The following is a 24904-nucleotide window of genomic DNA, read 5'->3' on the forward strand; positions in this document are numbered from 1 at the left end:
ACGGGCGCCGGCTCATTCAATGATGTTGAAGTCGTTCAGGTACTTGTCGCTCAGGCGCAAACCGAGCCCCGGCGTCTCGTCCGACAATTGGAGGAAGCTTTGCTGCGGCTGCGGTTCGCCTTCGAAAATGTAATAGAACAGCTCGTTGCCCACCTCGACGTCGAATACGGGAAAGTACTCGGCCATCGGGCTCGCCGTGCTTGCCATCGTCAGATGGTAGTTGTGCATCTGGCCCGCGTGCGGAATCACCGGTACGGACCACGCCTCGGCCATTGCGTTGATCTTGCGCGCCGCCGTGATGCCGCCGACCCGGTTGGTATCGTACTGGATCACGTCGACCGCGCGCCGCTCCAGCAGATCCTTGAAGCCGTACACGGTGAACTCGTGTTCGCCGCCCGAGATCGGGATGATGTTCATCTTCTTCAGTTCCTGGTAACCCTCGACATCGTCGGCGATCACGGTCTCCTCGATCCAGCGCGGATTGAATTCCGCGAGGCGCGGCAACATGCGCCGGGCGTATTCGAGCGTCCAGCCCATGTAGCACTCGAGCATGATGTCGACTTCGTCGCCCACCAGTTCGCGCAGCAAGCGCACCTGTTCGAGGTTCTTCGCGATGCCCTTGGGGCCGTCTTTCGGCCCATAGCCGAAGCGCATCTTCATGGCCGTGAAGCCCTCGTCGAGGTAGCCCTGTGCCTCGCCGAGGAAGGCGTCGCGGTCGTCGTTGTTGTACAGCTTCGACGCGTAGCACCAGATCTTTTCCTTGGTCCGTCCGCCGAGCAGCTTGAACACCGGCTTGCCGACCACCTTGCCCATGATGTCCCACAAGGCGATGTCGACGGCGGAGATCGCCGCCATGCCGATGCCCTTGCGGCCCCACGCGAGCGTGCGGCGATACATTTTCTGCCAGATGTATTCCGTATCGAACGGGTCTTCGCCGAGCGCGATCGGCGCGAGGTATTCGTCGATGATCTGCTTGGCGATGCGCGGCGCGAGCGCGCAATTGCCGATGCCGACGACACCCGTATCCGTCTCGATCTCGACCACCAGCCAGCCGTGAAAGCGGAACGAGCCCATCGCGTCGCCGCGCTCATACAGGATGTCGACCGCATTGGTGCAGAAATGCGCCTGCGGCGGCACGACCTTGCCTTTCCATTCGAATACGCGAGTGCGGATATGTTTGATTTTCATGCGAAGTCTCCGGGGTTCGAGGAACCGGGTTGGATAGCGGCTGCATGCTCGTGAGAGCGCATGCTGGCGGGCGCTTACGGGTTGTCCCCTGTGGCGCCATCTTCGTAGTGTGCGAGAATGCCCAATAACTTACCAATGAAACAATGCTATATACCGATTCATGCCAGTTATCGCTCCATGATTCCAGCCACCGCCAGTATTCGAACCCGGCTGCGCCTGCGCCACCTTCAACTGATTCTCGCGGTATGGGAGCACGGGTCGCTGCGCCGCGCCTCGGACGAGATCGGCATGACCCAGCCGGCCGCCACCAAGGCCCTGCACGAACTCGAGGATCTGCTGGGCGTGACCCTGTTCGAGCGGCACGCCCGGGGCATCGATCCGACCATCTTCGGTGAAGCGGTCATCCGCTATGCGCGGGTGGTGTTCGCCGACCTCGGCACCTTGCGCGAGGAACTGGTGGCGATCGAGTCGGGCAATGTCGGCGCGGTCCGCCTCGGCGCGGTGATGGCGCCGTCGCCCGATCTGTTGACCACCACGATCGTGGCGTTGAAAGAAGCGCACCCAAAGCTGCATATCACCGTGCAGATCGATACGAGCGACGTGCTGGTGCAGGCGCTACAGGAAGATCAACTGGATCTGGTGGTCGGGCGCGTTCCCAACGGCTGGCCGGCGGACGACCTGACGTTCGAGACCCTGGGGGAAGAGCCGCTGTCGCTCGTCACGCGGCCGCGGCATCCGGTGTGCGGGAGAACGCCGCCGGTTCGGCTCGGCGAGCTGGCGGAGTACCCGTGGATCATTCAGCCGCATCCGAGCCCGATGCGCGAGATCATCGATCAAACCTTTCGTCATAGCCGCGTCGCGCTGCCCGAAAACACGATCGAAACCTCATCGATTCTCACCACCTTGTCGCTGTTGCTCGCGGCGGACATGATCGCCGTGTTGCCGACATCGGTGGCCCGCTACTATCAGGAGCAAGGCACGCTGGCGGTCGTTCCCGCACGCTTTCGCGGACGCCTCGCGCCGTATGGCCTGATCTTGCGGTCCAATCGCCGCGCCACGCCCGCCACGCAAATCGTCATCGACGCGATCCGCGCCGCCGCCAAGGCCGGTTTTTGACCGGTTGCTGGTCGGTTGCCCGATCGGTTGCAACGCGCGCCGGCGGCCTCGAATGCGGGCCGGCGATCCGCAGGTCTGCGCTAACTACCTAGAGCGCCGTGCGCACGACCTTCGAGACGTCCGGTTCACGCTGCGTCGCGATATACCGTTCGAAGCGTCGCGCATGCATGTTGAACACGCCGACGCGATCGTCGTCCTGCGAGACGAATGCGACACCTCTTTCGAAATCGAACGACAGCGCAATCGCGCGCGCTTGCAGGGGAATGTGATCGATCTCCGCAAGCGTCGTCGGATCGACGATCGACAGGCTGCGTTCTCCGTAGTTGGTCACGACGAGACACGTATCGCTCCAACGGTAAATGCGTGTGGGGTCGTCGCGCGACGGCGCCGAGCGCACCACTTGCATCGTCTCCGTATCGATCGCCGTTAGCGAACGGCTCCAGCGGTTGCTCACATACAGCGTGCGTTCATCGCCGCTCAGGCAGTAACCCTCAGGCTTTTGTCCGGGATGACAGGCGAGCGGAACGGCCAGCGGGTCCCACGGCTTGACCTTCGTGACCGTATGCGAGAGCAGATTCATGCAATAGGCCGTCCGGCCGTCGCGCGTGAGTGCGAACAGATGGCTCTTGATGCCGCCCGAGGGCACGGCTCGCCGCGGCGCCTCGTCCGTGGCCGGGTGATCGAGCACGACGAGCGCGGCCTTCTCCTCGCTCAGCGCATAAAGGCGGTCCGCCTCGTCCATCTGCAAGCCGTGAATGCGATTGAACGGCGACAGGTCGATGGTGCGCACCTGCTTGCCCGCGGCAATGTCGATCTGCAGCAACGCGTGGCCTCCAGGGCCCGCATGGCCGGACGTCTCCACGCCGTAGTGCCCGACCCAGGCGTGGCGATTGTCGCGGTCGGTGACGAATTCGTGCGGGAAATCGGGCAGCGCCACCGAATGCACACGGCGGCCGGATTCGATGTCGTACCAGCTAATGCAATGACTGCATTTTTCCACCAGCAGCAGGGTGTTATTGGTACTCACGTCGCTCCTCGCGTGTTCAGGCGTATGCGGTATAGGGAAGTGGATGCGCAGATATAAAGCGCGTTGCCGTTTGCTCCGCCGAACGTGAGATTCGCCACTTTCTCCGGCACGCCGATGCGCGCGAGCCTCGTGCCGTCGGGATGATAGACCTGCACGCTGTCGGCGCTGCTTGTAAAGATCCAGCCGTTTTCGTCGACGCGGAAACCGTCGGCAAGGCCGGGCGTCACCACCGCGACAATCCGTGGATGGTGAAGCGTGCATCCATCGACGACGTCGAACGCGACAATGTGATGGTGGCCGCCGCCGTCGCTTCTGAGCGCCGCCGAAGTATCCGAGACGTACAGCACCGTTTCATCGGGCGAGAACGCGAGGCCGTTGGGCTCCTCGATGAAATCCGTCGCAATCGTCAGTTCGCGGGTGCGCGGATCGAACCGGAACACGTAGTTGTCGCCCAGCTCCGACTCGGCCCGATGTCCCTCGCGGTCCGATACGATGCCATACGGCGGATCGCTGAACCAGATCGTGCCGTCGCGCTTGACCACCACGTCGTTCGGCGAATTCAGCCGCTTGCCCATGTAGCGGTCCACCACGATCTCGTCGAGCGGATTCGACAGGCCGGCGCCGAAACGCGTGCGCACGATCGCCCGCTGTCCATGCGAACAATGCAGGATCGAGCCGTCCTGCTCGCGAACATGGCCGTTGGTGAATTCCGCGTTATCGCGCCATACCGTCATGCCGTCAGCCTCGTTCCAACGCAGGATGCGGTTGTTCGGAATGTCGCTCCACAGCACCGAGGCGTCCTCGTGCAGCCATACCGGCCCCTCGCTCCATTGCGCGCCGGTGCAAAGCCGTTCCAACGCCGCGCCCGCCGGCACGAGGCCGGTTGCGCGTGCATCGTGGATCGTTATGTCATCGTGCATTGCGCTTCTCGCTGTGTGCTCGCTGTGTGCTCGCTGTGTGTCTCGCGGCGTCATGCGCGAACCCCGCCGAAGCTATTCATGCCCGCTTTTTTGTTCACGATGTCTCCGCCGTCTTTGCTCGTGTGCCGAATTTCGCAAGTGTGAGCGACGAAGACTTACCGCGCCAATCAAAAGATGGCATGGGGTGATAGCCAGCGGTCATAGGTCGGGAGTCGACCGGTCGACCCGCGGCGTGATCAGGTTCGCGGCGCGCGCGGGCTATGCGAACGGTGTTCGTGCAGGAAACGCAATACATGGTCGCGGCCGCCGCGCTCCCATGCGTCGACATGGTTTGCGTCGTCGAGCATCACGAACCGGCCTGGCGCTTCGAGCGCCGCGTGCAGCCGCGAGAAATGGGCGGGGGGAATCACACCGTCCGCGCTCCCTCCGTAGATCAGTACCGGTGCCCGCACCGCGCCGATCTTCGACAGACTGTCGTACCGGTCGCGCACGAGGCGCCGAACCGGCAGCCAGCGAAACCACGTCGCCGCGACATCGGCGATGCTGGTGAACGGCGCCTCCAGAATCAGCGCCGTAAGCGCGTATTCGATCGCGATCTGCACCGCCACGCCCGTGCCGAGCGAATACCCGTGCACGACGACGCGGCGCGCGCGTTGCGCGGCGAACTCCAGCGCGGCACGCCCGTCCGCGTACAAACCCGCCTCGTGCGGCCGCCCCGCCGAGCCGCCGTAGCCGCGGTATTCGGCAAGCAGAACGCCGTATCCGGCATCGAGCAGATCATGGGCAATGTGCTCGCGCTGCCAGATATCCTCGCCGTTGCCATGAAACAGAACGACGATGGCGGAATCCGCGTGCGCCGGCGCTGCGTAGCCGCACATCAACTCGACACCGTCGACGGTTCGCAAGCGGACGTTGCCGATGCGTCCATCGCCCTGCGGCGCACCCGAGGGGCGGCGCACTCGCTCGGGCGGATAAATCAGGCGCCCTTGCAGCCAGAACAGAAGCACGATCGCGACGCCATACGCGATCAACCCGGCAAGCGGTACGGCGAGCAGCCACATGTAGATCGGCGCGCTCATCGCATCCGCGCCCGGCCGACAGCGCGAGGCGGCAGGCGAGTGAGACGGACTATCGAGCGGGGAATGCGGAAACGAGCCTTCATGTGCGGACCTACCTATCGGCGACCTGCCGATTATCCGGCACTTGTATCGACGTCAGAAGCAGATGATTCACCGGCGTCGGAATGCAGAGCGCGCTCTTCCGGCGCGGTGTCGATCGTTGACGCCTCGCTACGGCAATCTCGCCGCGCTTATTGCGCGGCTTTCGCAGCGGCAATGATCGTGTCGGCGACTGCCTTCGGCTGGCTGACCATCGCGACGTGGCTCGCATCGACCATCGTGACGTGCGCGCCGATGGTCTTCGCCATGCTCCGTTGCAGGTTCGGATCGATCATCCGGTCCTGACCGGCCACCACGAAGTAGGACGGCTTGTCGTGCCACGCCGCCGTCGTGACCTTCTGGCCGATACATGCGGAAGCCCACGGCCCTTGCGTTGCCGCAATCACACGCCGTTGCGGCAAAGGCACGTCCTGAGCGAAATCTTCCAGCACCGCCTTGGTCGACAGCGTCAGATTGCCGGCCGAGTCCTTCTGCAATTCGCTGGCCCATGCGGGCGCCGGCTTGCCTTTCGTCACGTCGTCGATGGATTGGCCGCTGTCGGGCGCGAACGCGGCTACATAGACGAGGTTCCTCACCTTGTCGTCGTTGCCGGCTTCGCTGATCACGACGCCCGCCCACGAGTGGCCGACCAGAACGACCGGGCCAGTCTGCTGGTCGATCACGCGTTTCGTCGCGGCAACGTCGTCGGCCAGCGAACTCAGCGGGTTTTGAACCGCCACCACGTGAAGGCCGCGCGCTTCGAGCAACGGAATCACTTTCTCCCAACTGGAACCGTCGGCAAATGCGCCGTGCACCAGCACGACGTTCTTGCCCTTCAAATCCTGCGGCGGCGCCGCGTGCGAAGCCTGCAATGCGAACAGTCCACCGAGCAACAGCGCGGAACCGAGGCATTTCTTGAGAAGCGTGGTCATGGGTATTTTTCGACTGAGTTTGAATGGGTTTTGAATCGACCATCCCCATGACGGCGCACTCGAACGCGCGCCGTCGTCATGGAGATTACGAGTGCGCATAGATCGAACCGAGACCGACAACGGCTTGCTCCGGTGCCGACGTGTGGGTCATTGTCGAGCGCGCGCCCGCAGCCGAGCTGCCTTGTTCGGCGCCGCCATATGCCGCTGTCGCCGAATCTTTCTGCGCATTGATACGCGCCTCGGCGGCTTCGATGTTCTGAGGATATTGGGTGTTGTCGCTGGCCGGGTTGTAGCCGGCCTTCTGAAGCTGGACCAGTTCCGCGCGCACGTCGGCACGCGTCAACGCGTGATTCGACTGGGCGAACGAAGCGACAGGAACGGCAACGAGCGCTGCCACCAACAGGGATTGAACGAGCTTCATGAGTTTTCTCCAGAAAACGACGGCATTCAAAGGTCGGAAGTTCGGATGACAAGCGCGGAAGCCGAAACCTGCGCGCCGCCGTGTCACCGGACTCGAACGCAGTGTTGCGAATCAACCTTGCGTGTAGACATTTGAACCTGCCGACGTATCTGGAATGTTTTCGCCGACGCCTCCAATGCAAGCGTGTTTATCCCGGTACGGCCTGGATACATTGCGGTACAAATCGGCCGCCATGCAGCGGACGATTGCCGACCCCAGCGCGTCGCATGTGAATCAACCGGCTACCGGGCTCAACTCGCTGAACGACGGCCCCAGCGGCCGGACGCGCATGGACGGATCGAGACGTTCCCAAGGAAGATCGGCCGGATCGGCGGCCATCGGTCCGGGCGCTTTCGCCACCAGAATGGCCTCGGCGATAGCCTCGAAGTCCGCGCGAAAATGCACCGAACTCTTGTTCACGAGAATCTTCATGCGTTCGGGTTCGATGCCGGCCACGCGGAACAGATTGCGATCGAACACCTGCATCTTCACCGAGCTCACGGCAATCCTCACGCCCTCGACGCGCAAACAGGCGACCGGTCCCAACTCGCCTTCCATCCCGTTGAGCATGGGGCCGTCGAAACGGAAGCGGCCGTCCGACAGGTGTTCGACTTCGAACAGCGCCTCCAGCGGCGAATCGCCCGCGACACCCGACCGACCGCCGAGGCGCAGCGCAATGCGCGCGCCCACGCCGGCCCGATGCGCGGCGGCCGCGGCCTCGGCGTCCCAGATCACACCCACCGCCGCGTCCGTCGCGCCGTTGCGCAACAACGCCCGCACCATCCCCATCGTGTTCGAATCGCCGCCCACGCCGGGGTTGTCCTGCGTGTCCGCGATGATGACCGGTCGCGATGCGGACGCGCTCAGCCGGATCGCTTCGAGCGCGGCTTCGTCGGGCGCGAGAAACGGCACCTCCCAGCGCGACTCCTCGCCGACGATCTTCGCGAGCAGCGCGTCGGCGGCTCGCTCGGCGACTTCTTCCTCGAACGAATAGGCCCAGATGGTCGGACCGCATTCGGGAAAATCGGCCGCCGGAAAGCCCGGCGCGAACGACACCGATACGACCGGCCGCGTCTCCAGATCCGCCAGCATGCCAACCATCCCCCTTGCGGGCTCGACCAGCGTGCACATGCCGTTCACCGGAATGAGGAAGGGCACGCGACGCATCGCGCGATGCAACGGGCGCTGCTCCCACATCAGATCCTCGAGAATCCGCGCGGCACGTTCGCCGGTTTCCGCCATATCGACGTGCGGATAGGTCCGGTAAGCCACGAGCGCGCTGGCATGCGCGAACATGCGCGCGGTGACGTTGGCGTGCAGGTCCAGCGACACGACCACCGGCATGCGATCGCCGACGATCCGCCGCACGCGTTCGAGCAACTCGCCTTCGCCGTCGTCGTGCTGCTCGGTCACCATCGCGCCGTGCAGGTCGAGATAGATCGCATCGAAACCGCCTTGCTCGACGGCGGCGATGATCTCGCCGCCAATCCGCTCGAACGCATCCGTCGTGACGTGCGCCGACGCGCTCGCGCCGGCCCAGATCACCGGTTTCAGTTCGCGTCCATGCGCTTGCATGACCTTGATGAATCCGCCGATCGGCACGTTGACGTCGCGCAGCCCGAGTACGTCGGCGCCACGAACCATCGGCGGAAAGCCCTCGCCTTGAACGAAGCTCTCGTAAGACGCCTTGGTGGGCGCGAAGGTATTGGTTTCATGCTGGAAACCCGCGATCAGGATTTTCATGTGTTCACCTCTTGCTCGAATGCACTGTGTGGCAAAACCGGCTGTTCCCGCCTGAGCGTCAACTTGAACTTCAGTATCAGAATGGCTGCCAGCGCGGCGGCGCAGGCCATGACCAGCAGACCGGCATGCATGCTGCCCGTGCCGGCCTTGGTCCAGCCGACCACCGCCGGCCCCCAGAATCCGCCGGACAATCCCACGGTATTGATGAGCGCGATGCCGCCGGCCGCGGCCGTCCCCTCGACGAGCTGGGCCGGTATCGCCCAGAAAACCGTGTAGGCCATCCACAGACATGCGGTTCCCACGGTCAGCGCGAGGAGCGTGAGCATCGCGCTTCCATCGGCGAAAACAGCGGCGATCATGCAGAGCGCCGCGCCGAGCGCGGGAATCGCGCAGTGGTAGCGCCGCTCGCCCGCCCGGTCGGAACTGCGGCCTGCGGCATACATGCAGACCGCGGCCGCCACGTAGGGAATCGCCGTGTACCAGCCGAGGCGAATGGTGTCCTTGACGCCCTGCTCCTTGAGCAGTGTCGGCAGCCAGAAGCTGATCGCGTAGATCGGAAAAATGATGCTGAAGTAGGCGAGCGCGAGTACATAGATCCGGGGGTTCTTCAGCACCGCCCTGAACGAATCCGTGCCATGCCGGGTCGGTGCGGTTTCGCGCTCGAGCAGGCCTTTTTCGTGGTCGGTCAGCCAGCGCGCGTCCGCGGGCCGGTCGGACAGCACCCGCAGCGTCAGCACGCCGAGCACGATGCACGGCAGACCTTCGACGAGAAACATCCACTGCCAGCCGGCAAGACCGCCGACCCCGGCAAGACTCGTCATGAGCCACGCCGAGACAGGGCCGCCGACAATGCCGCCGAGCGGTCCGGCCACGAACACCAGCGCAATGGCGCGCGCCATGCGGGCAGGCCCGTACCAGCGCGACAGGTAATAGATCATGCCCGGCGCGAAGCCCGCCTCGAATATGCCGAGCAGGAAGCGCATGGCGTAAAACGCCGGCACGCTTCGCACGAACAGCATGCAGGCCGACGTGATGCCCCACAGCACGAGAATGCGGCTGAAGGTCTTGCGGGCGCCGACTTTCGGCAACATCAGATTGCTCGGCAATTCGAACAGCACATAGCCGATGAAGAAAATCCCCGCGCCCACACCGTAAGCGGCATCGGAAAAGCCGAGGTCCGTTTGCATCTGCAATTTGGCGAACCCGACGTTGACGCGGTCCAGGTACGCGAACATGTAGCAGGTCACCAGAAACGGCAGAAGCCGCCAGTTGAGCTTGCTATAGAGCGCTGAGGCGGGATCGCCGGCGGTCGATGGATGGATTGCTGACATAGGTGTCTCCCGATTGCCTCACTGGACCCGTCGCAGGGGTTGAGTCGATGGTGGCAGCGCAAAACGGGACTAGCAAGAGCAACTAAGTTCACGTATCGTTGCCTTCTGAGCAACGCTTGGCCGTCACTCGGCCCATGCCTTGGACCCTGAAAATTCCGGCGTCGGAGCAATCAAATGCGCGAGATCAACCAGCAGCGCCTGCGGTATTTCCACGAGGTGCTCACCCACGGCACCATCCGCGGCGCGGCGGAGCACATCAACACGTCGCCGTCGGTCATCACGCGGCAGATCAAACTGCTCGAAGACGAACTGGGCGCGGTGCTGTTCGAACGCGAGGCGCGCGGAGTCCGGCCGACGGAAGCCGCCATTCACCTGCTCGAATTCTGGCGCGGCTACCGCTCGCAGCAGGAGAAGCTCGAAGACCAGCTACATGCGTTGAAAGGTCTTCAAACCGGGCAGATTCAACTGGCTGTGAGCGAAGGCTTCGTCGATACCTTCGTCGACGACGTGCTGGCGCCGTTCTGCACGCGCTATCCCGGTCTGGAAATCGGCATGACCATGCTGGCGGTGGACGCCTTGCTGGACGAAGTGGCGGAAAACCGGGCGCACATCGGCCTCGCCTTTAATCCGCCGCCTCATGCGCGAATCGCGTATCGGGCCAGCTCGCGACAGCCGGTTGTGCTGCTGCTGAGAAAAGATCATCCTCTTGCCAGGCGCAGTGGTCCGGCAAGCCTCGACGATCTGCAAAGCTATCCGCTGGCGCTCATGCCATCCACATTCGGCATCGGCCATGTCGTGGCAATGGCGGAGCTGACCGAGAACGTGAAGATTCGCCCCACCCTCACGACCAACTCGCTGAGCGCGCTGAAGCGCTTCGTGACAGCGGAAAATTTCATGACGCTGATCGGGGAATTCGCCGCGTACCGTGAACTCGCAAACAACGAACTGACCACCGTGCCGATTGCACATCCCCTGTTCGACAGCGCGCAGGCCAGGGTGCTGGTCAAGACCGACCGGCCGCTTGCCGCCGGGCCGCTCGAATTGCTGAAGTGGATTCAGGAGCGCATGCCGATGTTCGCCAGTGCGCGAGCGCAAGGATCGCGCAAGCGGAAAGCGCCGCGCCTATAATTTCCGTTTATTGACTGCATCGTCCACAAGTATCGGGCTTGATAAATGGTGAGACCACGTGAATTCGATCGAGACGAAGCCCTGGATCGCGCCATGCGCGTGTTCTGGTCCAAGGGTTATTCGGCAGCGTCCACGGACGAGCTGCTCGCGGCCATGCAAATTGGCCGGCAGAGTCTTTACAACGCGTTCGGCGACAAGCGCAAGCTGTACCTTGAAGCGCTCGATCGTTATCAGCAGCACAGCGTCGCCGCCCACATCGAACGGTTGACGCGCAGTTCGTCCGCGCTGGCCGGCATCAAGTCGCTTTTGCTGGGCGTGATACCGGCCGACGCCGCCGAGCGCGCGAACGGCTGCATGGGCGTCAATAGCGCCGCTGAATTCGGCGCATCGGATGCCGAGGTCAACGCAATCCGGGCTGCGGGCGCGAAGCGGCTGAGGGAGCCTCTTCTGGCTCGCATCGGAGAGGCGCAGCGCAACGGCGAGATCGATCCGCACATGGACGCGGAAGACGTGGCGCTGTTCATCGGCAGCACCCTGCAGGGCATTCAGTTGAATGCCCGCGCAGGCATGTCGCCGGCCGCGCTTCGGCGCATAGCGAAATTCGCGCTCGAGCGGCTGGTCGCGCGCTCGTAGTGCGCTTGTAATGCGTTCGTCGCGCACTTCGCGCACCTCGCGTTCCTGAGCGGTGCGAGCCTGACGACCGGCGGCGGCTTGTCGCTGCATGCCGCCGCTTTCCCGCCGCTGCGGCTACGGTGCAAAGCGTGTGAACACGTAGTCGCGGTCCTTCACCCTGGCCGCATGGCACGCGAAGCAGGTTTGATGTTGCGCGGCGTCGACCGGTTGTCCGTTGACGAACCGGCCGAAGCCCCAGCCGCCTGTCGACGCATAACGACGCGAGTCTTTCACCATCACCTGCACCGTGGTGGGCGCCCCGGGAATCGTTGCCGATGGGAACTCGGGCGACTGCTTGCGCTTGTACGCGAGTTTCACCAGGATGGTCCCGTCAGGGTACGGCAGCGTCGAGTTCTCGATGGCCTTGATCGCGGCCGGGTTGCCGAGCACCACGCGTAGCTCGTCGAGCGGCGCGGCTTCCTCGGCCGGCGCGATCATTTGCCACTTGCGGTAACCCTCGGGAATCGTCACGCCATAGATCGGCGAAGGCGCCGATTTCGCGGGTTCGGCCACGGCGTGATTCGCCACGGCGCCAAGCAGAAGCGCCGCGTTGAGCGCGACATGCGCAGTCCGGATTCTTCGCATTTGTCGGTCTCCCGTTCGCTGCTCAGAAACGGGCGACGTCGATGACGGCGTCGGCGAATGCTTTCGGCGCTTCTTGCGGCAGGTTATGCCCGACGCCGCCGCCGATGTTCCGGTGCGCGTACTTGCCGGTGAATTTTTTCGCATAGGCCGACGGCTCGGGATGCGGCGCGCCGTTGGCGTCGCCTTCCATCGTGATGGTCGGCACCGAGATGGTCGGCCCGGTCGCGAGACGCTTTTCGAGCTCGTCGTATTTCGCCTCGCCCGTCGCCAGCCCCAGACGCCACCGGTAGTTGTGGATCACGATCGCGACATGGTCCGGGTTATCGAACGATGCAGCCGAGCGCCCGTAGGTCGCTTCGTCGAAGTCCCATTTCGGCGAAGCGGTATGCCAGATCAGCTTGTTGAAATCGCGGCGGTTCGCATCGTAGCCGGCGTAGCCGCGCTCGGTGGCGAAGTAGAACTGATACCACCATGCCAGTTCCGCTTTCGGCGGTAACGGTCCCTTGTTGGCGGCCTGGCTGCCGATCAGATAACCGCTCACCGACACCATCGCCTTGCAGCGCTCCGGCCACAGCGCGGCGATGATATTCACCGTCCGCGCGCCCCAGTCGAAGCCGCCGAAGATCGCCTTGTCGATCTTCAGCGCGTCCATCAGGTTGATGATGTCGACCGCGATAACCGCCTGCTGGCCGTTGCGCGGCGTGTCCGCGGAAAGAATCCGCGTGCTGCCGTAGCCCCGCAGATACGGCACGATGACCCGATAGCCGGCGGCGACCAGCAACGGCGTGACTTCGGCGTAGCTATAGATATCGTACGGCCAGCCGTGCAGCAGAATCACGACGGGCCCGTTGCGCGGACCCGCTTCCGCATAGCCCACGTTGAGCGTGCCGGCGTTGATCTGCCGCAGGTCGTCGAACGAAGCGGCGCTCGCCCCGGACTTCGTGCCGCTGGACTGCGCCTGCGCGAGTCCGCTCAATCCCAGCTCCATCAGGCCGACGCCCGCAACCGTCGTGCCGAGGAGACGCCGTCTCCGGGTATTGATCTGTTCAGACATGGTTTATTTCCCCTTATGTACGAGAGCTTCGAAAAGCCTGCATGGACTTGAGAGAGACCCGCTGCCCCTGCCCGATGCCACCAAAGCGGTGAAGCAAGCCGATGGTCGAATCAAGTACAAGCGGGCGAAAGAATATGAACGGTGTCGGCGCGGCGCGCCGGCGTTTGAACCCGAGGCTTGCCGTTATGGCCTGGCGTAAATCGGGCCGGCAACAGCCGCGGCGACGATAAGCGATTGAATGACTTTCATGATGTCCGCCTCAAGAGAAGTTCTTTTCACGCAAACGCCCGTTTGCGTTTCGGGTCAGCCAGGCCAGATCAACTGGCATGGATGGATTAAACCCGGCGGACGTATCTGGCTTATGTCCGCAATGCGCGCCGGTGCAACGTTATGTAACGCGCCGGTGCTCAGATACATTGGGATACAAACGCGGCCGTTCGAACTTCGTTCAACGCGCCGCCGAATATTTATTCCCGATCTATTCGCCCCTCGGCAATCACCCGATTTGTTTCTCAATGTGTACGACGTTCGAACCGATACACAGCATTGCAATAGCCCGTTCTCACGACACAAGCCAGATACGTCGCCTGGTTCTAATGCTTCCAACGACGGAATCTGATCAAGGCGCAAGCAGACATCACCGCATGCCGCCGCTTCCCAGATGCCCGGGCGGATCTTCCCACTTGATTTGCTTCAGGAGAATGACATGAAAGTATCGATGATCGTTTTGGCTTTTGCCGCTTTCGCCACGACCGCCTCCGCTTATGCGGCTAATTCCGTCGACGTGAATGCCGGCGCGAACGACGTTCAACAAGTTCATCAATGGGCGCCGGTTCAGAGCGCTCAAAAAGTAAAGACGCGTGCGGAGGTTCGTCAGGAACTGGTGCGCGCCGAGAAAGACGGACAACTCGCGGCGCTCAACAAGCTCTATCAAGGCAGTTGAGTCGCGCCCCGTCAGGCGGATTCATTCACGATCGGCAGTGTCTTTTCAACCTTGTCCGATCCCATCACCAAGCACTTCTCTTTCGATTCGATTCGTGGAGGTTTCATCATGATCAAGCGTCTCGTTCTCGCCGCGGTTCTCTCCGCCGGCGCTGCAATCGTCTCCCCCGCTTTCGCCAGCAGCGGCTACGGTCCCGCCCCTCACTACGATCCGCTCGTCGGCGCACCTGCGTCGCAGCGCGGCCAAAGCGCGCTGACCGTCCGCGCCGAACAGGCCGAGTCGATGGCCAGTGCGGACGCCGCCGCGCAATCTTATGGCGGCATGCACGACACCACGTCGCAATCGGGTGCGCGCATCGGGCCCGACGCGTCGCTCTCGCCGTATGCGCATCACTGATCGTCGATCGCCGGTCGTTCGTCACGGTCGGCCGATACGTCTGTTGCCTGACTAGCGCTCCACGCCGGCCGGACCATCGGCAAGCCCGGCAGTGGGGCGCTCTCCTCGTGAACATCACGGCGCGTCGCGATCGGTGCGCCGGCTCCTTCATAGCGCCAGGATTTCAAACATGTCATCAACACCGTTTTTTCCAACTCGACGTCACGTTCTCGCCGCTTCGGTCGCAGTCGGCGCGATGGGACTGATTCCGGGCTCCTTGTTCGCCGCCGCCGGCGACAGCACGATCCGCCCGTTCAAGGTCAACGTGCCCGAAGCCGACCTCGTCGATTTGCGCCGCCGTATCGCGGCCACGCGCTGGCCCGGCAAGGAGACCGTCAACGATGAGTCGCAAGGCGTGCGGCTCGCCAGAATGCAGGCGCTCGCGAAGTATTGGGGCACCGACTACGATTGGCGCAAGGGCGAAGCGAAACTGAACGCGCTGCCGATGTTCATGACGCAAATCGACGGCCTCGACGTGCAGTTCATTCACGTGCGTTCCCGTCATGAGCACGCTCTGCCGCTGATCATGACGCACGGCTGGCCCGGCTCGATTTTCGAACTGATCAAGGTCATTGCGCCGCTGACCGATCCCACTGCCTACGGCGGAAGCGCCGACGACGCGTTTCACATCGTCGTGCCGTCGCTACCCGGCTTCGGTTTCACCGAACAGCCGAAGACCACCGGCTGGGATTCGAACCATATCGCGCGCGCATGGGGCGAACTGATGGCGCGACTCGGCTATACGCGCTTCGTCTCGCAAGGCGGCGATTGCGGCTCGGTGATTTCGCACCGCATGGCCATGCAGAAGGTGAAAGGCCTGATCGGCATTCATGTCAACATGCCCGCGACCGTGCCACCGGATATCGCGACCTTGCTGGCTCTCGGAGAACCCGCGCCGCGCAATCTGTCGCCGAAAGAGAAGGCCGCCTATGACTCGCTGAACGTCTTCTATCGCGACAATTGCGGCTATTCCGCGATGATGGTGACGCGGCCGCAGACCGTCGGCTACGCGCTCGCCGATTCGCCCGTGGGCCAGGCCGCATGGATGTACGACAAGATTTCCCAATGGACTTATAGCGGCGGCGTACCGGAACGCTCACTCACGCGCGACGAGATTCTGGACGACATCTCGCTCTACTGGCTGACGGACAGCGCCACCTCCGCGGCGCAAATCTATTGGGAAGATCATTCCAACAACTTCAATGCCGTGGACATCTCCATGCCGGCTGCCGTGACGATCTTCCCCGGAGAGATCTATCAGGCGCCGCGCAGTTGGACGGAGCGCGCGTATCACAACCTCATCTATTTCAACGAGGTCAACAAGGGCGGCCACTTCGCGGCGTGGGAAGAGCCGCAGTTGTTCGCCACCGAAGTGCGCTCGGCATTCCGCACGCTGCGCTAGGCCGGCAGCCGGTCGCGACGATCGCCGCGACCGGCGCTGGAGTGAGCGCTCCGGTTCATGAAGGAGTCGGCTACCATCGCACGACCGTCTTGCCGCATGGCAACACGGCGCGGATCGATCAATAGCGCTTAATCAATCTCGGGACGTTTTTTCAAATGGCCGCATTGCCGTGGATTGCCGTGTTTCTTGCCGCTTTCGCGGCGGTTTTTCAAGCGCCTCGCTCACTGACGATGGGTCTTCTGGCAATCGGCTACGGACTCGCCTTCGCCTTGGGACAGTTGCAGGTACTCGCGGTTATTCCTCTCGTGCTTCTGGTTGGCACGGGCGTCCTGCTGCGGCGCAATCCATCGCCGGTCGGCAGGTTGCTCTGCAACGCCGTTTTTGTCGTTGTTGCAATCGGTCTGTTTCAACATGGGCTGCCGGGCTTTCATAACCTGAAAGTCATCGACGCCGCGCGTTTCACGCCGGATGCCGCGCCTTATACGATGTACCTGAACTTCGACAAGCCGCTGATCGGGTTCTGGCTGCTGCTGACCTATCCGTGGGTGCAGTCGAGAAGACCACTTTCCGTTATGGCGATGTCGGCGATCGTTGCCTGCGCCGTCACTTCGGCTGTCTGCCTCTCCATCGCGTTTTACGCCGTATCGATTGCGTGGGCGCCGAAGTGGCCGCATCTCGCGTGGCTGTGGGCACTCAACAATTTGCTGCTGGTTGCCTTTGCCGAAGAAGCTTTTTTCCGCGGCTATATCCAGGAAGGCATAACCCGCCTGATGAAGTCGCGACGCCATGCCCAGTGGTTCGGGCTCGTCGCCGGCGCGGTTCTATTCGGTCTCGCGCACTATCAGGGCGGCGCTCAACTGGTTCTGCTGGCAGGCCTGTCGGGCATCGGCTACGGGTTGGCCTATCGCGCCGGCGGGTTGCAATCCGCGATGCTCACGCACTTCGGACTGAACCTGCTTCAGTTCGGCTTGTTCACCTATCCCTTCCTCGCGCACGCCTGAGCGCGGCGGATGGGAACGCGGCAATCGCGGCCAGGCAGGATAGCGCGCCCCACTCGCCTGAACTCATGGACACTCACCCGGTATTGCAACCGGTCCCAATGCGTCGAAGCTCAAAGCCGACGCCGGGCCCGCAACATGAATCAAGCCGACAGCGGCGCTTTCGCCTCATGGACAGGCGTATCTCCGCAGAGCCGATGAACGCCGGCTGCCCTGCATCGGACGGGGGCCAACGTCGATGACCGCAGCCGACCTGTCCGCCATGCTTCCGTCGATGCTCCCGCGTCTTTGGGCCTTTGCGCTGCGCATTTCGGGCGACCGTCACGACGCTGAGGATCTCGTGCAACGCGCCTGCGTGCGCGCGCTCGAACGCGCACATCAATTGCAACCCGGCACCGCGCCGCTTAGCTGGATGTTCTCGATCGTGCAGTCCACCTGGATCAACGAATTGCGCGCGCGTAGCGTGCGTAGCCGCTCGGGCATGGATTGGGACGACGACTTCCTCGAAACGGTCGCCGATCCGGCTGCGCGGACGCCGGAACAGCAGGCCATGCATGGGCAGATCGTCAAGGCGGTGCAGCAATTGCCCGAAGCGCAGCGCGTGGTGATGCTGCTGGTGGGCGTGGAGGGACTCAGCTACAACGAGGCGGCCGAAGCGCTCGACGTGCCGATCGGCACGATCATGAGCCGGCTTTCGCGGGCTCGCCAGGCCATCGGCGCCGTGTTCAGCGATCAAAAAGAACAACGCGTGCAAAGCGCGGCGGATAGCGAGGACCAAGGGGCATGAAAATGGACGACATGGTGCTCATGGCCTATGTGGACGGCAAACTTACGTCGCGGGAGTGCGAGGAAGTCGAAAAGGGGATGAGTACATCGGCTGATATTGCGGAACGCGTTGCGTTGCTCGAAGCGTCGGTGCTGCCGTATCAACGCGCGTTTCAACATCAGGCATTGCCGCCGGTTCGGGATAGCCTTGCGCGCAAGATCGACGAACTCGCACAGGCGCACACCGTGCGTTCGAACCGCTCGCGCCTTCGCACCGCGGCGCCGTGGCTCGCGGTGGCATTCATGGCGGGCGGGCTCTGCGGCGGGGCTTCGGTCAGTCGGGAATAAATCCATTGGATCACGTGTTTTGTGTCAGCCACCGCGCGCTTTGCGCTGGCAAAAAAATCGGGCTCCGGCCAGATCTCGGCCCCAACCTGCAATAGACACAGAACATGTCACCCTTTTCGAAAATGCTACTCGTGTACGACGGAACAGAAGAAGCGCAAGCCGCGTTGACACGCTGCTCGGAGCTATCCCTGGCGTTGTCGGCACGGGTCGACGTCGTGTCGGTCGTCGATTCGGTCAGCGCGAACGCGCATTCCGCGGGCATGCTCGGCGAGCTTGCCTATAGTCGCCTGGAGGAACTCGCCCGCCATACCCTGGGAACCGCGATCTGCAAGCTGGCCGACAACGGCATTACCGCGCATGGGCACATCGTTTTCGGACGAACCGTCGACGCGGTTTCCCGGCATGCGGCGAGCTTCAATTCGGACATCGTCGTAGTCGGACATCGCACGCAGAAAGGACTGGCCCGCTGGTGGAGAGAACGGCCGATTCATCTCGATCTGGCCGAACGTCTGTGCGGATCGACCATCATCACGGTGACGCTGCCATTGGCGTAGCGTCGCGCCGAAGCGGTCTGCCCGCCGAGCCGCGCACATAGATCATCGGGCGTCAGTTCGCAGCGAGCCGCCACGCGCCGCCAACGATCCGCACCATCACGCGGGCTCGCTCGTCGAGGCCGGAATGATCGGCCGCGGTCATATTCACGACGCCCTGCGATGTATGGAGATCGGTGGTGTTTTCAAGCGCCGAGCGCAGCGCCTCGCGGAATGCCTCGCTACCGGGTTGGCCTTTCTTGAGCGCCTGCGGTATGGCATGTTGCAGCAGCAAGCCCGCGTCCCATGCATTGCCGCCGAACGTCGATACCGTGTTGGCGCCGTATGCCGTGTCGTATGCCTGCCGGTAGGCAAGCGCGCTGCGCTTCACGGGATTCGAATCCGACAGTTGATCGGAGACCAGCAGCGGGCCGGCCGGCAGCAACGTGCCGTCGCAATCCTTGCCGCAAACCCGCAGGAAATCGTTATTGGCGATGCCGTGCGTCTGGTAATAGACGCCTTTATAGCCGCGCTCTTGCAGCGTCTTCTGCGGCAGCGCGGCGGGTGTGCCGGCAGCGGCGATCAGCACGGCGTCCGGGTTCTGCGAGACGATCTTCAGCACCTGTCCCGTTACCGACGTGTCGTTGCGCGCGAAGCGCTCGCTTGCGACAAGCTTGATGTTGGCCTTTTCAGCGTCCTTTCTGAATTCAGTGAGCCAGCTTTCGCCATACGCATCCGCAAAACCAATGAAGCCCACGGTCTTTACGTGATGCGCCACCATGTTCTGCACGATCGCGCCGGCCATGAGCGCGTCGTTCTGCGGGGTTTTGAAGACCCACGCACGCTTCGCATCCATCGGCTCGACGATCGATGCAGCGGCGGCCAATGCGATCATCGGCGTCTCACTCCGCGCCGCGACGTCGATCATCGCCAGCGAATTGGGCACGATGGTCGAGCCGATCAATGCGTCGACGTGATCCTCGCTAGTGAGCTTGCGGGTGTTCTTGACCGCGAGGGTAGGATCGGAAGCGTCGTCCAGCACGATGTAGTCGATCTTTTGCCCGTCGATTTCTTTTGGCAGCAAGGCGATCGTGTTCTTCTGCGCAATGCCGAGCGACGCAGCCGGCCCTGTAGCCGACACGGTTACGCCGATTTTCACTTCGGCATGCGCCTGAAGACTCCAGACGCCGGCGATCAGACAAGCGGCGTGGAGCGGCTTGAGCACGGACGAAAAAAACGAATTCATGTTGATTGCTCTCATTTGAATAGACAGTCCCGTGTCGCGAAAGCGCGGATCGAGCCTCGTATAACAATCGAGCGTATCGGTTTATTCCATCGTGGCACCTCGATTGCCAGGCTGCCGCATGATCAACCGAATGTGAAGCTGAACACCTGCACGCCTGGATCGAGAAATTCGATCTGGAACGTGCGGTCATTCACCGGACCCGGCTGACGCACGAGCTGATACAGACGCGCGCTCGTCACCACACCCGTACCGTCGCTGGCGACATCGGCACCGTGCGCCGCGCCGGGCGCCGCTCCGTCGACGGTGATCCGGAAGCGCACGGGCTTGCCATCCGCGTTCGGCGCCAGCACCAGGTGCAGGTCGCGCGCATGGAAGCGATAAGCGATGCGCCCTTGCCGCGCGGTCGGCACGGCGGACTCCGCGCCGATGTTCCACTCGCCCGCCAGCCCCCAGTTGTTGAGCGGCAGTTGCGCGGGCAGCGTATAGGCGAACGCGGCATCGCGCTTCACGCGCTGTGGCGATGCGAAGCCCTGCGCCTCCCGGTAACCCACGTAGGTCTCGCCCGAGCCGACATCCGCCGGGTCCGCGGCGGCTTGCGCGCCAGTTGCCTGCACCGGCTGCCGGGCCGCGGCGGGCAGCGAACCGCCGTGGTCGGCCAGCAGTTGCCGGATGGCCTGTTCCGCTTCGTCATAGCCGCCTTCGCCGAAGTGGTGATAGCGGATGCGGCCCTGCGCATCGACGATATAAAACGCCGGCCAGTACTGGTTGCCGAACGCCTGCCAGATGCGGTAGCCGTTATCGATCGCCACCGGGTAGTGGATGTTCAGGTCGCCCAGCGCGCGTTCGACGTTGCCCGCGTCGTGCTCGAAGCCGAACTCCGGCGTGTGCACGCCGATCGCGACGAGGCCGTCGTCGTGATAGCGCTGCGCCCACGTCTTCAGATACGGCAAGGTCCGCAAACAGTTGATGCACGAGTAGGTCCAGAAGTTGACCACGACAACCTTGCCGCGCAACGCGTCGCTCGAAAGCGGCGCGCTGTTCAGCCACGAGGTCGCGCCGTCGAGCGAGGGCAGGCGGCCCTGCACGGGCAGAGCGGCAGGCGTCGAGGCGCTCGCCACGTTCGACACGTTCGACACGTTCGACGTACTCGACACGCGCACGATGCGGTCCGCTTGCGCGGCTGCGGGCACCGGCTTTTTCGTTGCGAGCAGATTGAGCAGCCTGCTCTCGATAGCGTTGGTCGGAGCCGACGGAACGTACGCGAGAATCCGCGTGTCGATGCCCAGCGCGATCGCTCCCACGGTGAGCAGCACCAGTGCGCCCATTGCACGGCGCAATCCCTCGCCGAGGCCGAAAGAACGCTTGAGCAGATCCAGCGAGCGCTTGCCCAGCCCGGACACGACCGCCAGCGAGCACGCTGCGCCGCCGGCGTAGGCGGCGAGCGCCGCCCCGGTTTGCCAGCTCGCGCCATGCAGCGCGGCGCCGGTCAGGATCAGGCCGAGAATGGGTCCCGCGCACGGCGCCCACAGCAGGCCAGTCGCCGCGCCGAGCAACACCGCCGAGCCGATCCGGCGCGTCGCGCCCTGGCCTTGCGAACTCGCGACGAAGCGGTCGGCGAGACCGGAAAGCGGGCGCGACAGGCGCGACGCAATCTCCGGGAACAGCAGCGCCGCGCCGAATACCGCGAAAAGTGCGAGCGATATCCAGCGCCCGTACTCGCTCAGTTGCGCCGCGCCGCTCAGACCGGCCGTGCCGAGCCCGGTCACCAGCGCAAAGGTGCCCGCGAGGCCGACAAGAAGAGGCAGGCGGTCCGTCACGAACGGCTGGTCGGAGCGTGCGAACACGAACGGCACGACGGGCAGAATGCAGGGGCTCAGGATAGTGAACACGCCCGCGAGGAATGCGATGACGATGAGTAACATGAGATCGGTATCCAGACAGTAGGCAATTGGACGGACCGGCATCGAACGCCGCGTGAAACGGCGTAACGGGCCATGAGCCGTATTCCACCGCTCTCATGTATCGGGAGGATTTCAGCAAACGGGCAACGCGCAACGCCATGTATCGATTGCGGCCCGCGATACATGGCGATACAAAGCGCCGCCATCCGGCCGCGGGCCGCCGTCCTCGTTGTATCCGAACGTATCTGGCCGCGCTGGCGACACGAAGAATTTCACACCGGCCCGCGGCGGACACAAGCCAGATACTTCCATGCGCTCCAATACGCTCAGGTACTGACTCATTGGAGATTCTTCATGTTCGATCGTCTCAAGATGGCCGCCATCGTCGCGGGCGTGGCCGGCGCAGCCTTGCTCGCCGGCTTCGCCTATACCGGCGGCGCGACCGGCCAGACGTCCTCGCTGCAAACCGGAGCGTCCGCGCCGGCTTTCACGGGCATTGGCACCTGGATCAACAGTGCGCCGCTCGACCAGGCGCAATTGCGCGGCAAGGTTGTGCTCGTCGACTTCTGGACATTCGATTGCATCAACTGCGCGCACACGCTCCCGCACGTCAAGGACTGGTACGCCCACTATCACGACAAGGGACTGGTGGTCGTCGGCGTGCATACGCCCGAATACTCGTTCGAGCGCGACACCGGCAATCTGAAGAATGCGGTGAAACGCTTCGGCATCGAGTACCCGGTCGCGCAGGACAACCAGTACGCGACATGGGATGCGTACGGCAATCAATACTGGCCCGCGCTGTATCTCTTCGACCAGAACGGCAAACTGGTGTACAGCCATTTCGGCGAGGGCCGCTATGCGGAAACGGAAGGCAAGATCCGCGGCTTGCTCGGCCTCGACGGAAAACAAGGCTGATTTCGCGGCGGTTTTGAATCGAACCGATGAAGGCGCACGAAGCGCCTCCGCCAGCGGCGTGAGGCGTGCGCGTCAGAACAGCTTGCTGATCGCCGGCACGCTTAGCACGGCGGCGTAGTAGCCCATGAACTGGACGCCGGTATTAAACGCAAACAGCCGGGCGAGCAATCCGCCAAAAAGGCCGACGGTGAGAATCACGGCAAGCCCGAGCAACTGTCCTTCCCAGAGACCGATCACCGCGATCAGGCCGGAAAACGTCGCGATTATCGCCTCATGACTCAGCTTGCGCGCGACGAAGGAAGCCGCGCGGTGCGCATGGTTCATGGCGAGCGGATAAGCGATCAATGCCGCCAGAAGAACCGACAGCAAGCCGAACACCAGAAACTGCCACGTCGACATCAGCGTATGCAGGTTGTCGATGTGGCCGGTCGCTTCATTCACAGTAAAGCGCGGAGGCGCATTGAAGAGCGGCGCGGCGGGCCCCGCCGCCACCGGGCTGAGCGGCAAGCCGAACGCGATGAGCGGAATCAGCGCCTCGGCAATATAAGTGGCTTCGGTCACGCCGTTCCGCACGGCGATAACGGTGGTCAGACGCTGGTACGCGTGCCGGATTCGCGCGCCGACGACTTCGCCCATGAGCACCGTCATTGCGACCGGGCTGAAAACAAACGTTGCACTCGACACTGCTGCCGTCGCCACGGTATAGGCAATCTGCTGCCGGTCGAGCACCTTGAGCGGATTGGGAAAGTACCCGCGCCAACCCTTGAGGTCCGGTGCCAGCGCGAATCTCGACATGCTATCGCGACGCATGCGCCGCCTTTCCGCCGGCGAGAGTATCGAGAACAGGTCGGTAATCAAGGGACCAATGGCAATGCCGAGAAAATAGCTCACGCTCAGGTTGACCCCATGACTGCGCGTCAGCGCCTGAAGCCCGACGATCAGCAAGACAAACGGAATCAGCAACAGCACCGAAGCCCATCGACCCATCGAACAATAGGCGATGCACACTGCCGCGAACAGGAACACCCACGGCGCGGCGCTCGCGATCACCCCGCCGAAGGGCGCGAGCATGACCGCGAACAGCACGGCGAAAGGCACCGCGACCAAGGCCGCCACGATCGCGCCCGATATCATCTTGCGCAAGGCGATATGCGGCACGCCCAGCGAGCGCAGCATCGCGGCTTGCTGCAGAAGCGGCGCAGCCATCGTGTCGCCCGGAATGCCCAGCAACGCGGTGGGAATGGCGTGCGTCATATGCTTGGCTATCGCGCCCGACATGAAAAATGTGAATACCCCGGCCGGCGGCACGCCGAGCAAGGCCACGAGCAAGGTCAGGGGCGCGATGGTCGTGGTTTCGTCAGTGCCTGAGACGAGGCCGATCGCGGCGAACACGACAGCGCCGATCAGTCCCATTGCGAGAGCCACGGGTAGCGCGTGAAGCAGCGAGTCCATCAGCGCTTCCCCTCGTGCCCGGCTACTCGGGAAGCCTCGTAGGCGGCAAACGGATCGTACAGCCCCAGCTCCCTCAATTCGGCCACGGCGCTGGCCGGAAGATCGGAGAGCGATCCGATGCCGCCGCATTCTTCACCGAGTTGATCGAGCACCCGCAGCCGGTCCGATTCGTCGACCGTGTGTTCGATCACGACGCGCTTTGGCGGGAAGAAAACGGCACTGAGCGCGCCCGCCGCCACGCATCCGCCGAGTCCGATCAGCATGGCATAGGCACGCACGATTGCCGGATCGCGCGCAGCCGAGGACAACACCGCTTGACCGGCCTCGAACGCCGCGACACTCAGGGCTACACCCAGTACCACGGACCACGCCAGATGCCGGAGGTCGACCGTGTCGCCCCATACTTCGGCGAGCACGAAAGCCGATGCGTCGGCGCGCGCGCGAATGCCGGAACCGTCTCTCGCGGCCGGCGTTGCACTGGCACTGGGTTGTTCCAATTGTCTCTCTCCTGATCGAAGTGTTTATTCAAAGCGTACGCATTCTTCGCGGAGACGGACAAACACTTCGCTACATTGCTCTCCGGTTCCTGCTGAATACAACACCATCGGAAATCGTGATGGGTGACGAACGCGACCCATGCGTTGGCCGCGCCC

Annotated in this window: 25 protein-coding genes; 11 read left to right on the forward strand and 14 right to left on the reverse strand. The window is 63.2% G+C overall.

All coding sequences use genetic code 11. The features are described from left to right. Nucleotides 1–12: 12 nt before the first annotated feature. Complete coding sequence (locus ACOCG7_RS13250) at nucleotides 13–1188, reverse strand: L-rhamnonate dehydratase (protein ID WP_421375812.1); 1176 nt, start codon at nucleotides 1186–1188, stop codon at nucleotides 13–15. Between the two features lie 177 nt (nucleotides 1189–1365). Between ACOCG7_RS13250 and ACOCG7_RS13255 the strand changes: the two genes are divergently transcribed. After that, complete coding sequence (locus tag ACOCG7_RS13255) at nucleotides 1366–2304, forward strand: LysR substrate-binding domain-containing protein (protein WP_073428931.1); 939 nt, start codon at nucleotides 1366–1368, stop codon at nucleotides 2302–2304. A gap of 88 nt (nucleotides 2305–2392) precedes the next feature. On the opposite strand, the gene ACOCG7_RS13260 is transcribed toward ACOCG7_RS13255, so the two are convergent. The 7 genes from ACOCG7_RS13260 to ACOCG7_RS13290 all read right to left on the reverse strand — a co-directional run bounded on the left by ACOCG7_RS13260 (nucleotide 2393) and on the right by ACOCG7_RS13290 (nucleotide 9874). Further along, the gene (locus tag ACOCG7_RS13260) at nucleotides 2393–3331 is read right to left on the reverse strand and encodes a YncE family protein (RefSeq protein ID WP_421375814.1); all 939 of its coding nucleotides are present in this window, start codon (nucleotides 3329–3331) and stop codon (nucleotides 2393–2395) included. Beyond that, nucleotides 3328–4251 (reverse strand): SMP-30/gluconolactonase/LRE family protein, encoded by a 924-nt coding sequence (locus ACOCG7_RS13265; RefSeq protein WP_421375816.1) that lies wholly within the window; start codon nucleotides 4249–4251, stop codon nucleotides 3328–3330. The genes ACOCG7_RS13260 and ACOCG7_RS13265 overlap by 4 nt, the downstream gene beginning before the upstream one ends. 236 nt (nucleotides 4252–4487) lie before the next feature. Further along, entirely contained in the window at nucleotides 4488–5330 is an 843-nt protein-coding gene (locus tag ACOCG7_RS13270; protein WP_421375818.1) for an alpha/beta hydrolase, read from the reverse strand. Nucleotides 5331–5560: 230 nt separating this feature from the next. Beyond that, on the reverse strand, nucleotides 5561–6340 hold the full coding sequence (locus tag ACOCG7_RS13275; protein WP_154872966.1) for an alpha/beta hydrolase: 780 nt from the start codon (nucleotides 6338–6340) through the stop codon (nucleotides 5561–5563). An 85-nt stretch (nucleotides 6341–6425) separates the two neighbouring features. After that, nucleotides 6426–6761, reverse strand: a complete 336-nt coding sequence (locus ACOCG7_RS13280) for a DUF4148 domain-containing protein (protein ID WP_421375820.1) — start codon at nucleotides 6759–6761, stop codon at nucleotides 6426–6428. Between the two features lie 273 nt (nucleotides 6762–7034). Next, nucleotides 7035–8543, reverse strand: a complete 1509-nt coding sequence (locus ACOCG7_RS13285) for a M81 family metallopeptidase (protein ID WP_421375823.1) — start codon at nucleotides 8541–8543, stop codon at nucleotides 7035–7037. Beyond that, on the reverse strand, nucleotides 8540–9874 hold the full coding sequence (locus tag ACOCG7_RS13290; protein ID WP_421375825.1) for an MFS transporter: 1335 nt from the start codon (nucleotides 9872–9874) through the stop codon (nucleotides 8540–8542). Before ACOCG7_RS13290 ends, ACOCG7_RS13285 begins: the two co-directional genes overlap by 4 nt. A gap of 174 nt (nucleotides 9875–10048) precedes the next feature. Here ACOCG7_RS13290 and ACOCG7_RS13295 point away from each other — a divergent pair, with 174 nt between their 5' ends. Both ACOCG7_RS13295 and ACOCG7_RS13300 read left to right on the forward strand, forming a co-directional pair. Continuing rightward, a complete protein-coding gene (locus ACOCG7_RS13295; RefSeq protein WP_421375827.1) occupies nucleotides 10049–11002 on the forward strand; it encodes a LysR family transcriptional regulator in 954 nt (317 codons plus the stop codon). A gap of 45 nt (nucleotides 11003–11047) precedes the next feature. After that, a complete protein-coding gene (locus tag ACOCG7_RS13300; protein WP_421375829.1) occupies nucleotides 11048–11635 on the forward strand; it encodes a TetR/AcrR family transcriptional regulator in 588 nt (195 codons plus the stop codon). A gap of 114 nt (nucleotides 11636–11749) precedes the next feature. On the opposite strand, the gene ACOCG7_RS13305 is transcribed toward ACOCG7_RS13300, so the two are convergent. Together ACOCG7_RS13305 and ACOCG7_RS13310 are read right to left on the reverse strand one after the other, a co-directional pair. Next, nucleotides 11750–12259 carry a cytochrome P460 family protein gene (locus ACOCG7_RS13305; protein ID WP_421375831.1) on the reverse strand — a complete coding sequence of 170 codons (510 nt, stop codon included), beginning with the start codon at nucleotides 12257–12259 and terminating at the stop codon, nucleotides 11750–11752. 22 nt (nucleotides 12260–12281) lie between these two features. Continuing rightward, nucleotides 12282–13313, reverse strand: a complete 1032-nt coding sequence (locus ACOCG7_RS13310; RefSeq protein WP_421375833.1) for an alpha/beta fold hydrolase — start codon at nucleotides 13311–13313, stop codon at nucleotides 12282–12284. A gap of 706 nt (nucleotides 13314–14019) precedes the next feature. On the opposite strand from ACOCG7_RS13310, the gene ACOCG7_RS13315 reads away from it, so the two are divergent. From ACOCG7_RS13315 to ACOCG7_RS13345, 7 genes are all read left to right on the forward strand, one after another. Beyond that, nucleotides 14020–14256, forward strand: a complete 237-nt coding sequence (locus ACOCG7_RS13315; RefSeq protein ID WP_083081511.1) for a DUF4148 domain-containing protein — start codon at nucleotides 14020–14022, stop codon at nucleotides 14254–14256. A gap of 108 nt (nucleotides 14257–14364) precedes the next feature. Further along, nucleotides 14365–14652, forward strand: a complete 288-nt coding sequence (locus ACOCG7_RS13320) for a hypothetical protein (protein ID WP_154872950.1) — start codon at nucleotides 14365–14367, stop codon at nucleotides 14650–14652. Between the two features lie 169 nt (nucleotides 14653–14821). Further along, the gene (locus ACOCG7_RS13325) at nucleotides 14822–16093 is read left to right on the forward strand and encodes an epoxide hydrolase family protein (protein ID WP_421375836.1); all 1272 of its coding nucleotides are present in this window, start codon (nucleotides 14822–14824) and stop codon (nucleotides 16091–16093) included. A gap of 155 nt (nucleotides 16094–16248) precedes the next feature. Continuing rightward, nucleotides 16249–17094 (forward strand): CPBP family intramembrane glutamic endopeptidase, encoded by an 846-nt coding sequence (locus ACOCG7_RS13330; RefSeq protein ID WP_421375838.1) that lies wholly within the window; start codon nucleotides 16249–16251, stop codon nucleotides 17092–17094. A gap of 235 nt (nucleotides 17095–17329) precedes the next feature. Next, on the forward strand, nucleotides 17330–17878 hold the full coding sequence (locus ACOCG7_RS13335; protein ID WP_421375840.1) for an RNA polymerase sigma factor: 549 nt from the start codon (nucleotides 17330–17332) through the stop codon (nucleotides 17876–17878). Next, on the forward strand, nucleotides 17875–18204 hold the full coding sequence (locus ACOCG7_RS13340; RefSeq protein WP_421375842.1) for a hypothetical protein: 330 nt from the start codon (nucleotides 17875–17877) through the stop codon (nucleotides 18202–18204). Before ACOCG7_RS13335 ends, ACOCG7_RS13340 begins: the two co-directional genes overlap by 4 nt. Before the next feature lie 104 nt (nucleotides 18205–18308). Beyond that, nucleotides 18309–18758, forward strand: coding sequence for a universal stress protein (locus ACOCG7_RS13345; RefSeq protein WP_421375844.1), 450 nt, complete (start codon nucleotides 18309–18311; stop codon nucleotides 18756–18758). A gap of 52 nt (nucleotides 18759–18810) precedes the next feature. Here ACOCG7_RS13345 and ACOCG7_RS13350 read toward each other — a convergent pair whose 3' ends face one another. Further along, complete coding sequence (locus ACOCG7_RS13350; RefSeq protein WP_421375846.1) at nucleotides 18811–19980, reverse strand: ABC transporter substrate-binding protein; 1170 nt, start codon at nucleotides 19978–19980, stop codon at nucleotides 18811–18813. Between the two features lie 122 nt (nucleotides 19981–20102). Next, nucleotides 20103–21902, reverse strand: coding sequence for a cytochrome c biogenesis protein DipZ (locus tag ACOCG7_RS13355; protein WP_421375848.1), 1800 nt, complete (start codon nucleotides 21900–21902; stop codon nucleotides 20103–20105). 333 nt (nucleotides 21903–22235) lie between these two features. Here ACOCG7_RS13355 and ACOCG7_RS13360 point away from each other — a divergent pair, with 333 nt between their 5' ends. Further along, entirely contained in the window at nucleotides 22236–22799 is a 564-nt protein-coding gene (locus ACOCG7_RS13360; protein ID WP_421375850.1) for a thioredoxin family protein, read from the forward strand. 72 nt (nucleotides 22800–22871) lie between these two features. Here the strand turns inward: ACOCG7_RS13360 and ACOCG7_RS13365 are convergent, their stop codons facing one another. Together ACOCG7_RS13365 and ACOCG7_RS13370 are read right to left on the reverse strand one after the other, a co-directional pair. Beyond that, a complete protein-coding gene (locus tag ACOCG7_RS13365; RefSeq protein ID WP_083081523.1) occupies nucleotides 22872–24251 on the reverse strand; it encodes a tripartite tricarboxylate transporter permease in 1380 nt (459 codons plus the stop codon). Continuing rightward, nucleotides 24251–24748 carry a hypothetical protein gene (locus ACOCG7_RS13370; protein WP_083081525.1) on the reverse strand — a complete coding sequence of 166 codons (498 nt, stop codon included), beginning with the start codon at nucleotides 24746–24748 and terminating at the stop codon, nucleotides 24251–24253. The genes ACOCG7_RS13365 and ACOCG7_RS13370 overlap by 1 nt, the downstream gene beginning before the upstream one ends. Nucleotides 24749–24904: the final 156 nt, after the last annotated feature.

Origin of the sequence: Paraburkholderia sp. DD10 (genome assembly GCF_049177125.1) — a bacterium.
GTDB lineage: Bacteria > Pseudomonadota > Gammaproteobacteria > Burkholderiales > Burkholderiaceae > Paraburkholderia > Paraburkholderia terricola.

Excerpts from the sequence above, each read along its gene's own strand:
- ACOCG7_RS13285 (WP_421375823.1), bottom strand. The coding sequence starts at position 8,543 with ATGAAAATCCTGATCGCGGGTTTCCAGCATGAAACCAATACCTTCGCG.
- ACOCG7_RS13310 (WP_421375833.1), bottom strand. The coding sequence starts at position 13,313 with ATGTCTGAACAGATCAATACCCGGAGACGGCGTCTCCTCGGCACGACG.
- ACOCG7_RS13320 (WP_154872950.1), top strand. The coding sequence starts at position 14,365 with ATGATCAAGCGTCTCGTTCTCGCCGCGGTTCTCTCCGCCGGCGCTGCA.
- ACOCG7_RS13325 (WP_421375836.1), top strand. The coding sequence starts at position 14,822 with ATGTCATCAACACCGTTTTTTCCAACTCGACGTCACGTTCTCGCCGCT.
- ACOCG7_RS13350 (WP_421375846.1), bottom strand. The coding sequence starts at position 19,980 with ATGAATTCGTTTTTTTCGTCCGTGCTCAAGCCGCTCCACGCCGCTTGT.
- ACOCG7_RS13345 (WP_421375844.1), top strand. The coding sequence starts at position 18,309 with ATGTCACCCTTTTCGAAAATGCTACTCGTGTACGACGGAACAGAAGAA.
- ACOCG7_RS13300 (WP_421375829.1), top strand. The coding sequence starts at position 11,048 with ATGGTGAGACCACGTGAATTCGATCGAGACGAAGCCCTGGATCGCGCC.
- ACOCG7_RS13330 (WP_421375838.1), top strand. The coding sequence starts at position 16,249 with ATGGCCGCATTGCCGTGGATTGCCGTGTTTCTTGCCGCTTTCGCGGCG.
- ACOCG7_RS13295 (WP_421375827.1), top strand. The coding sequence starts at position 10,049 with ATGCGCGAGATCAACCAGCAGCGCCTGCGGTATTTCCACGAGGTGCTC.
- ACOCG7_RS13290 (WP_421375825.1), bottom strand. The coding sequence starts at position 9,874 with ATGTCAGCAATCCATCCATCGACCGCCGGCGATCCCGCCTCAGCGCTC.
- ACOCG7_RS13335 (WP_421375840.1), top strand. The coding sequence starts at position 17,330 with ATGACCGCAGCCGACCTGTCCGCCATGCTTCCGTCGATGCTCCCGCGT.
- ACOCG7_RS13305 (WP_421375831.1), bottom strand. The coding sequence starts at position 12,259 with ATGCGAAGAATCCGGACTGCGCATGTCGCGCTCAACGCGGCGCTTCTG.
- ACOCG7_RS13315 (WP_083081511.1), top strand. The coding sequence starts at position 14,020 with ATGAAAGTATCGATGATCGTTTTGGCTTTTGCCGCTTTCGCCACGACC.
- ACOCG7_RS13250 (WP_421375812.1), bottom strand. The coding sequence starts at position 1,188 with ATGAAAATCAAACATATCCGCACTCGCGTATTCGAATGGAAAGGCAAG.
- ACOCG7_RS13280 (WP_421375820.1), bottom strand. The coding sequence starts at position 6,761 with ATGAAGCTCGTTCAATCCCTGTTGGTGGCAGCGCTCGTTGCCGTTCCT.
- ACOCG7_RS13365 (WP_083081523.1), bottom strand. The coding sequence starts at position 24,251 with ATGGACTCGCTGCTTCACGCGCTACCCGTGGCTCTCGCAATGGGACTG.
- ACOCG7_RS13265 (WP_421375816.1), bottom strand. The coding sequence starts at position 4,251 with ATGCACGATGACATAACGATCCACGATGCACGCGCAACCGGCCTCGTG.
- ACOCG7_RS13275 (WP_154872966.1), bottom strand. The coding sequence starts at position 6,340 with ATGACCACGCTTCTCAAGAAATGCCTCGGTTCCGCGCTGTTGCTCGGT.
- ACOCG7_RS13340 (WP_421375842.1), top strand. The coding sequence starts at position 17,875 with ATGAAAATGGACGACATGGTGCTCATGGCCTATGTGGACGGCAAACTT.
- ACOCG7_RS13270 (WP_421375818.1), bottom strand. The coding sequence starts at position 5,330 with ATGAGCGCGCCGATCTACATGTGGCTGCTCGCCGTACCGCTTGCCGGG.
- ACOCG7_RS13360 (WP_421375850.1), top strand. The coding sequence starts at position 22,236 with ATGTTCGATCGTCTCAAGATGGCCGCCATCGTCGCGGGCGTGGCCGGC.
- ACOCG7_RS13355 (WP_421375848.1), bottom strand. The coding sequence starts at position 21,902 with ATGTTACTCATCGTCATCGCATTCCTCGCGGGCGTGTTCACTATCCTG.
- ACOCG7_RS13255 (WP_073428931.1), top strand. The coding sequence starts at position 1,366 with ATGATTCCAGCCACCGCCAGTATTCGAACCCGGCTGCGCCTGCGCCAC.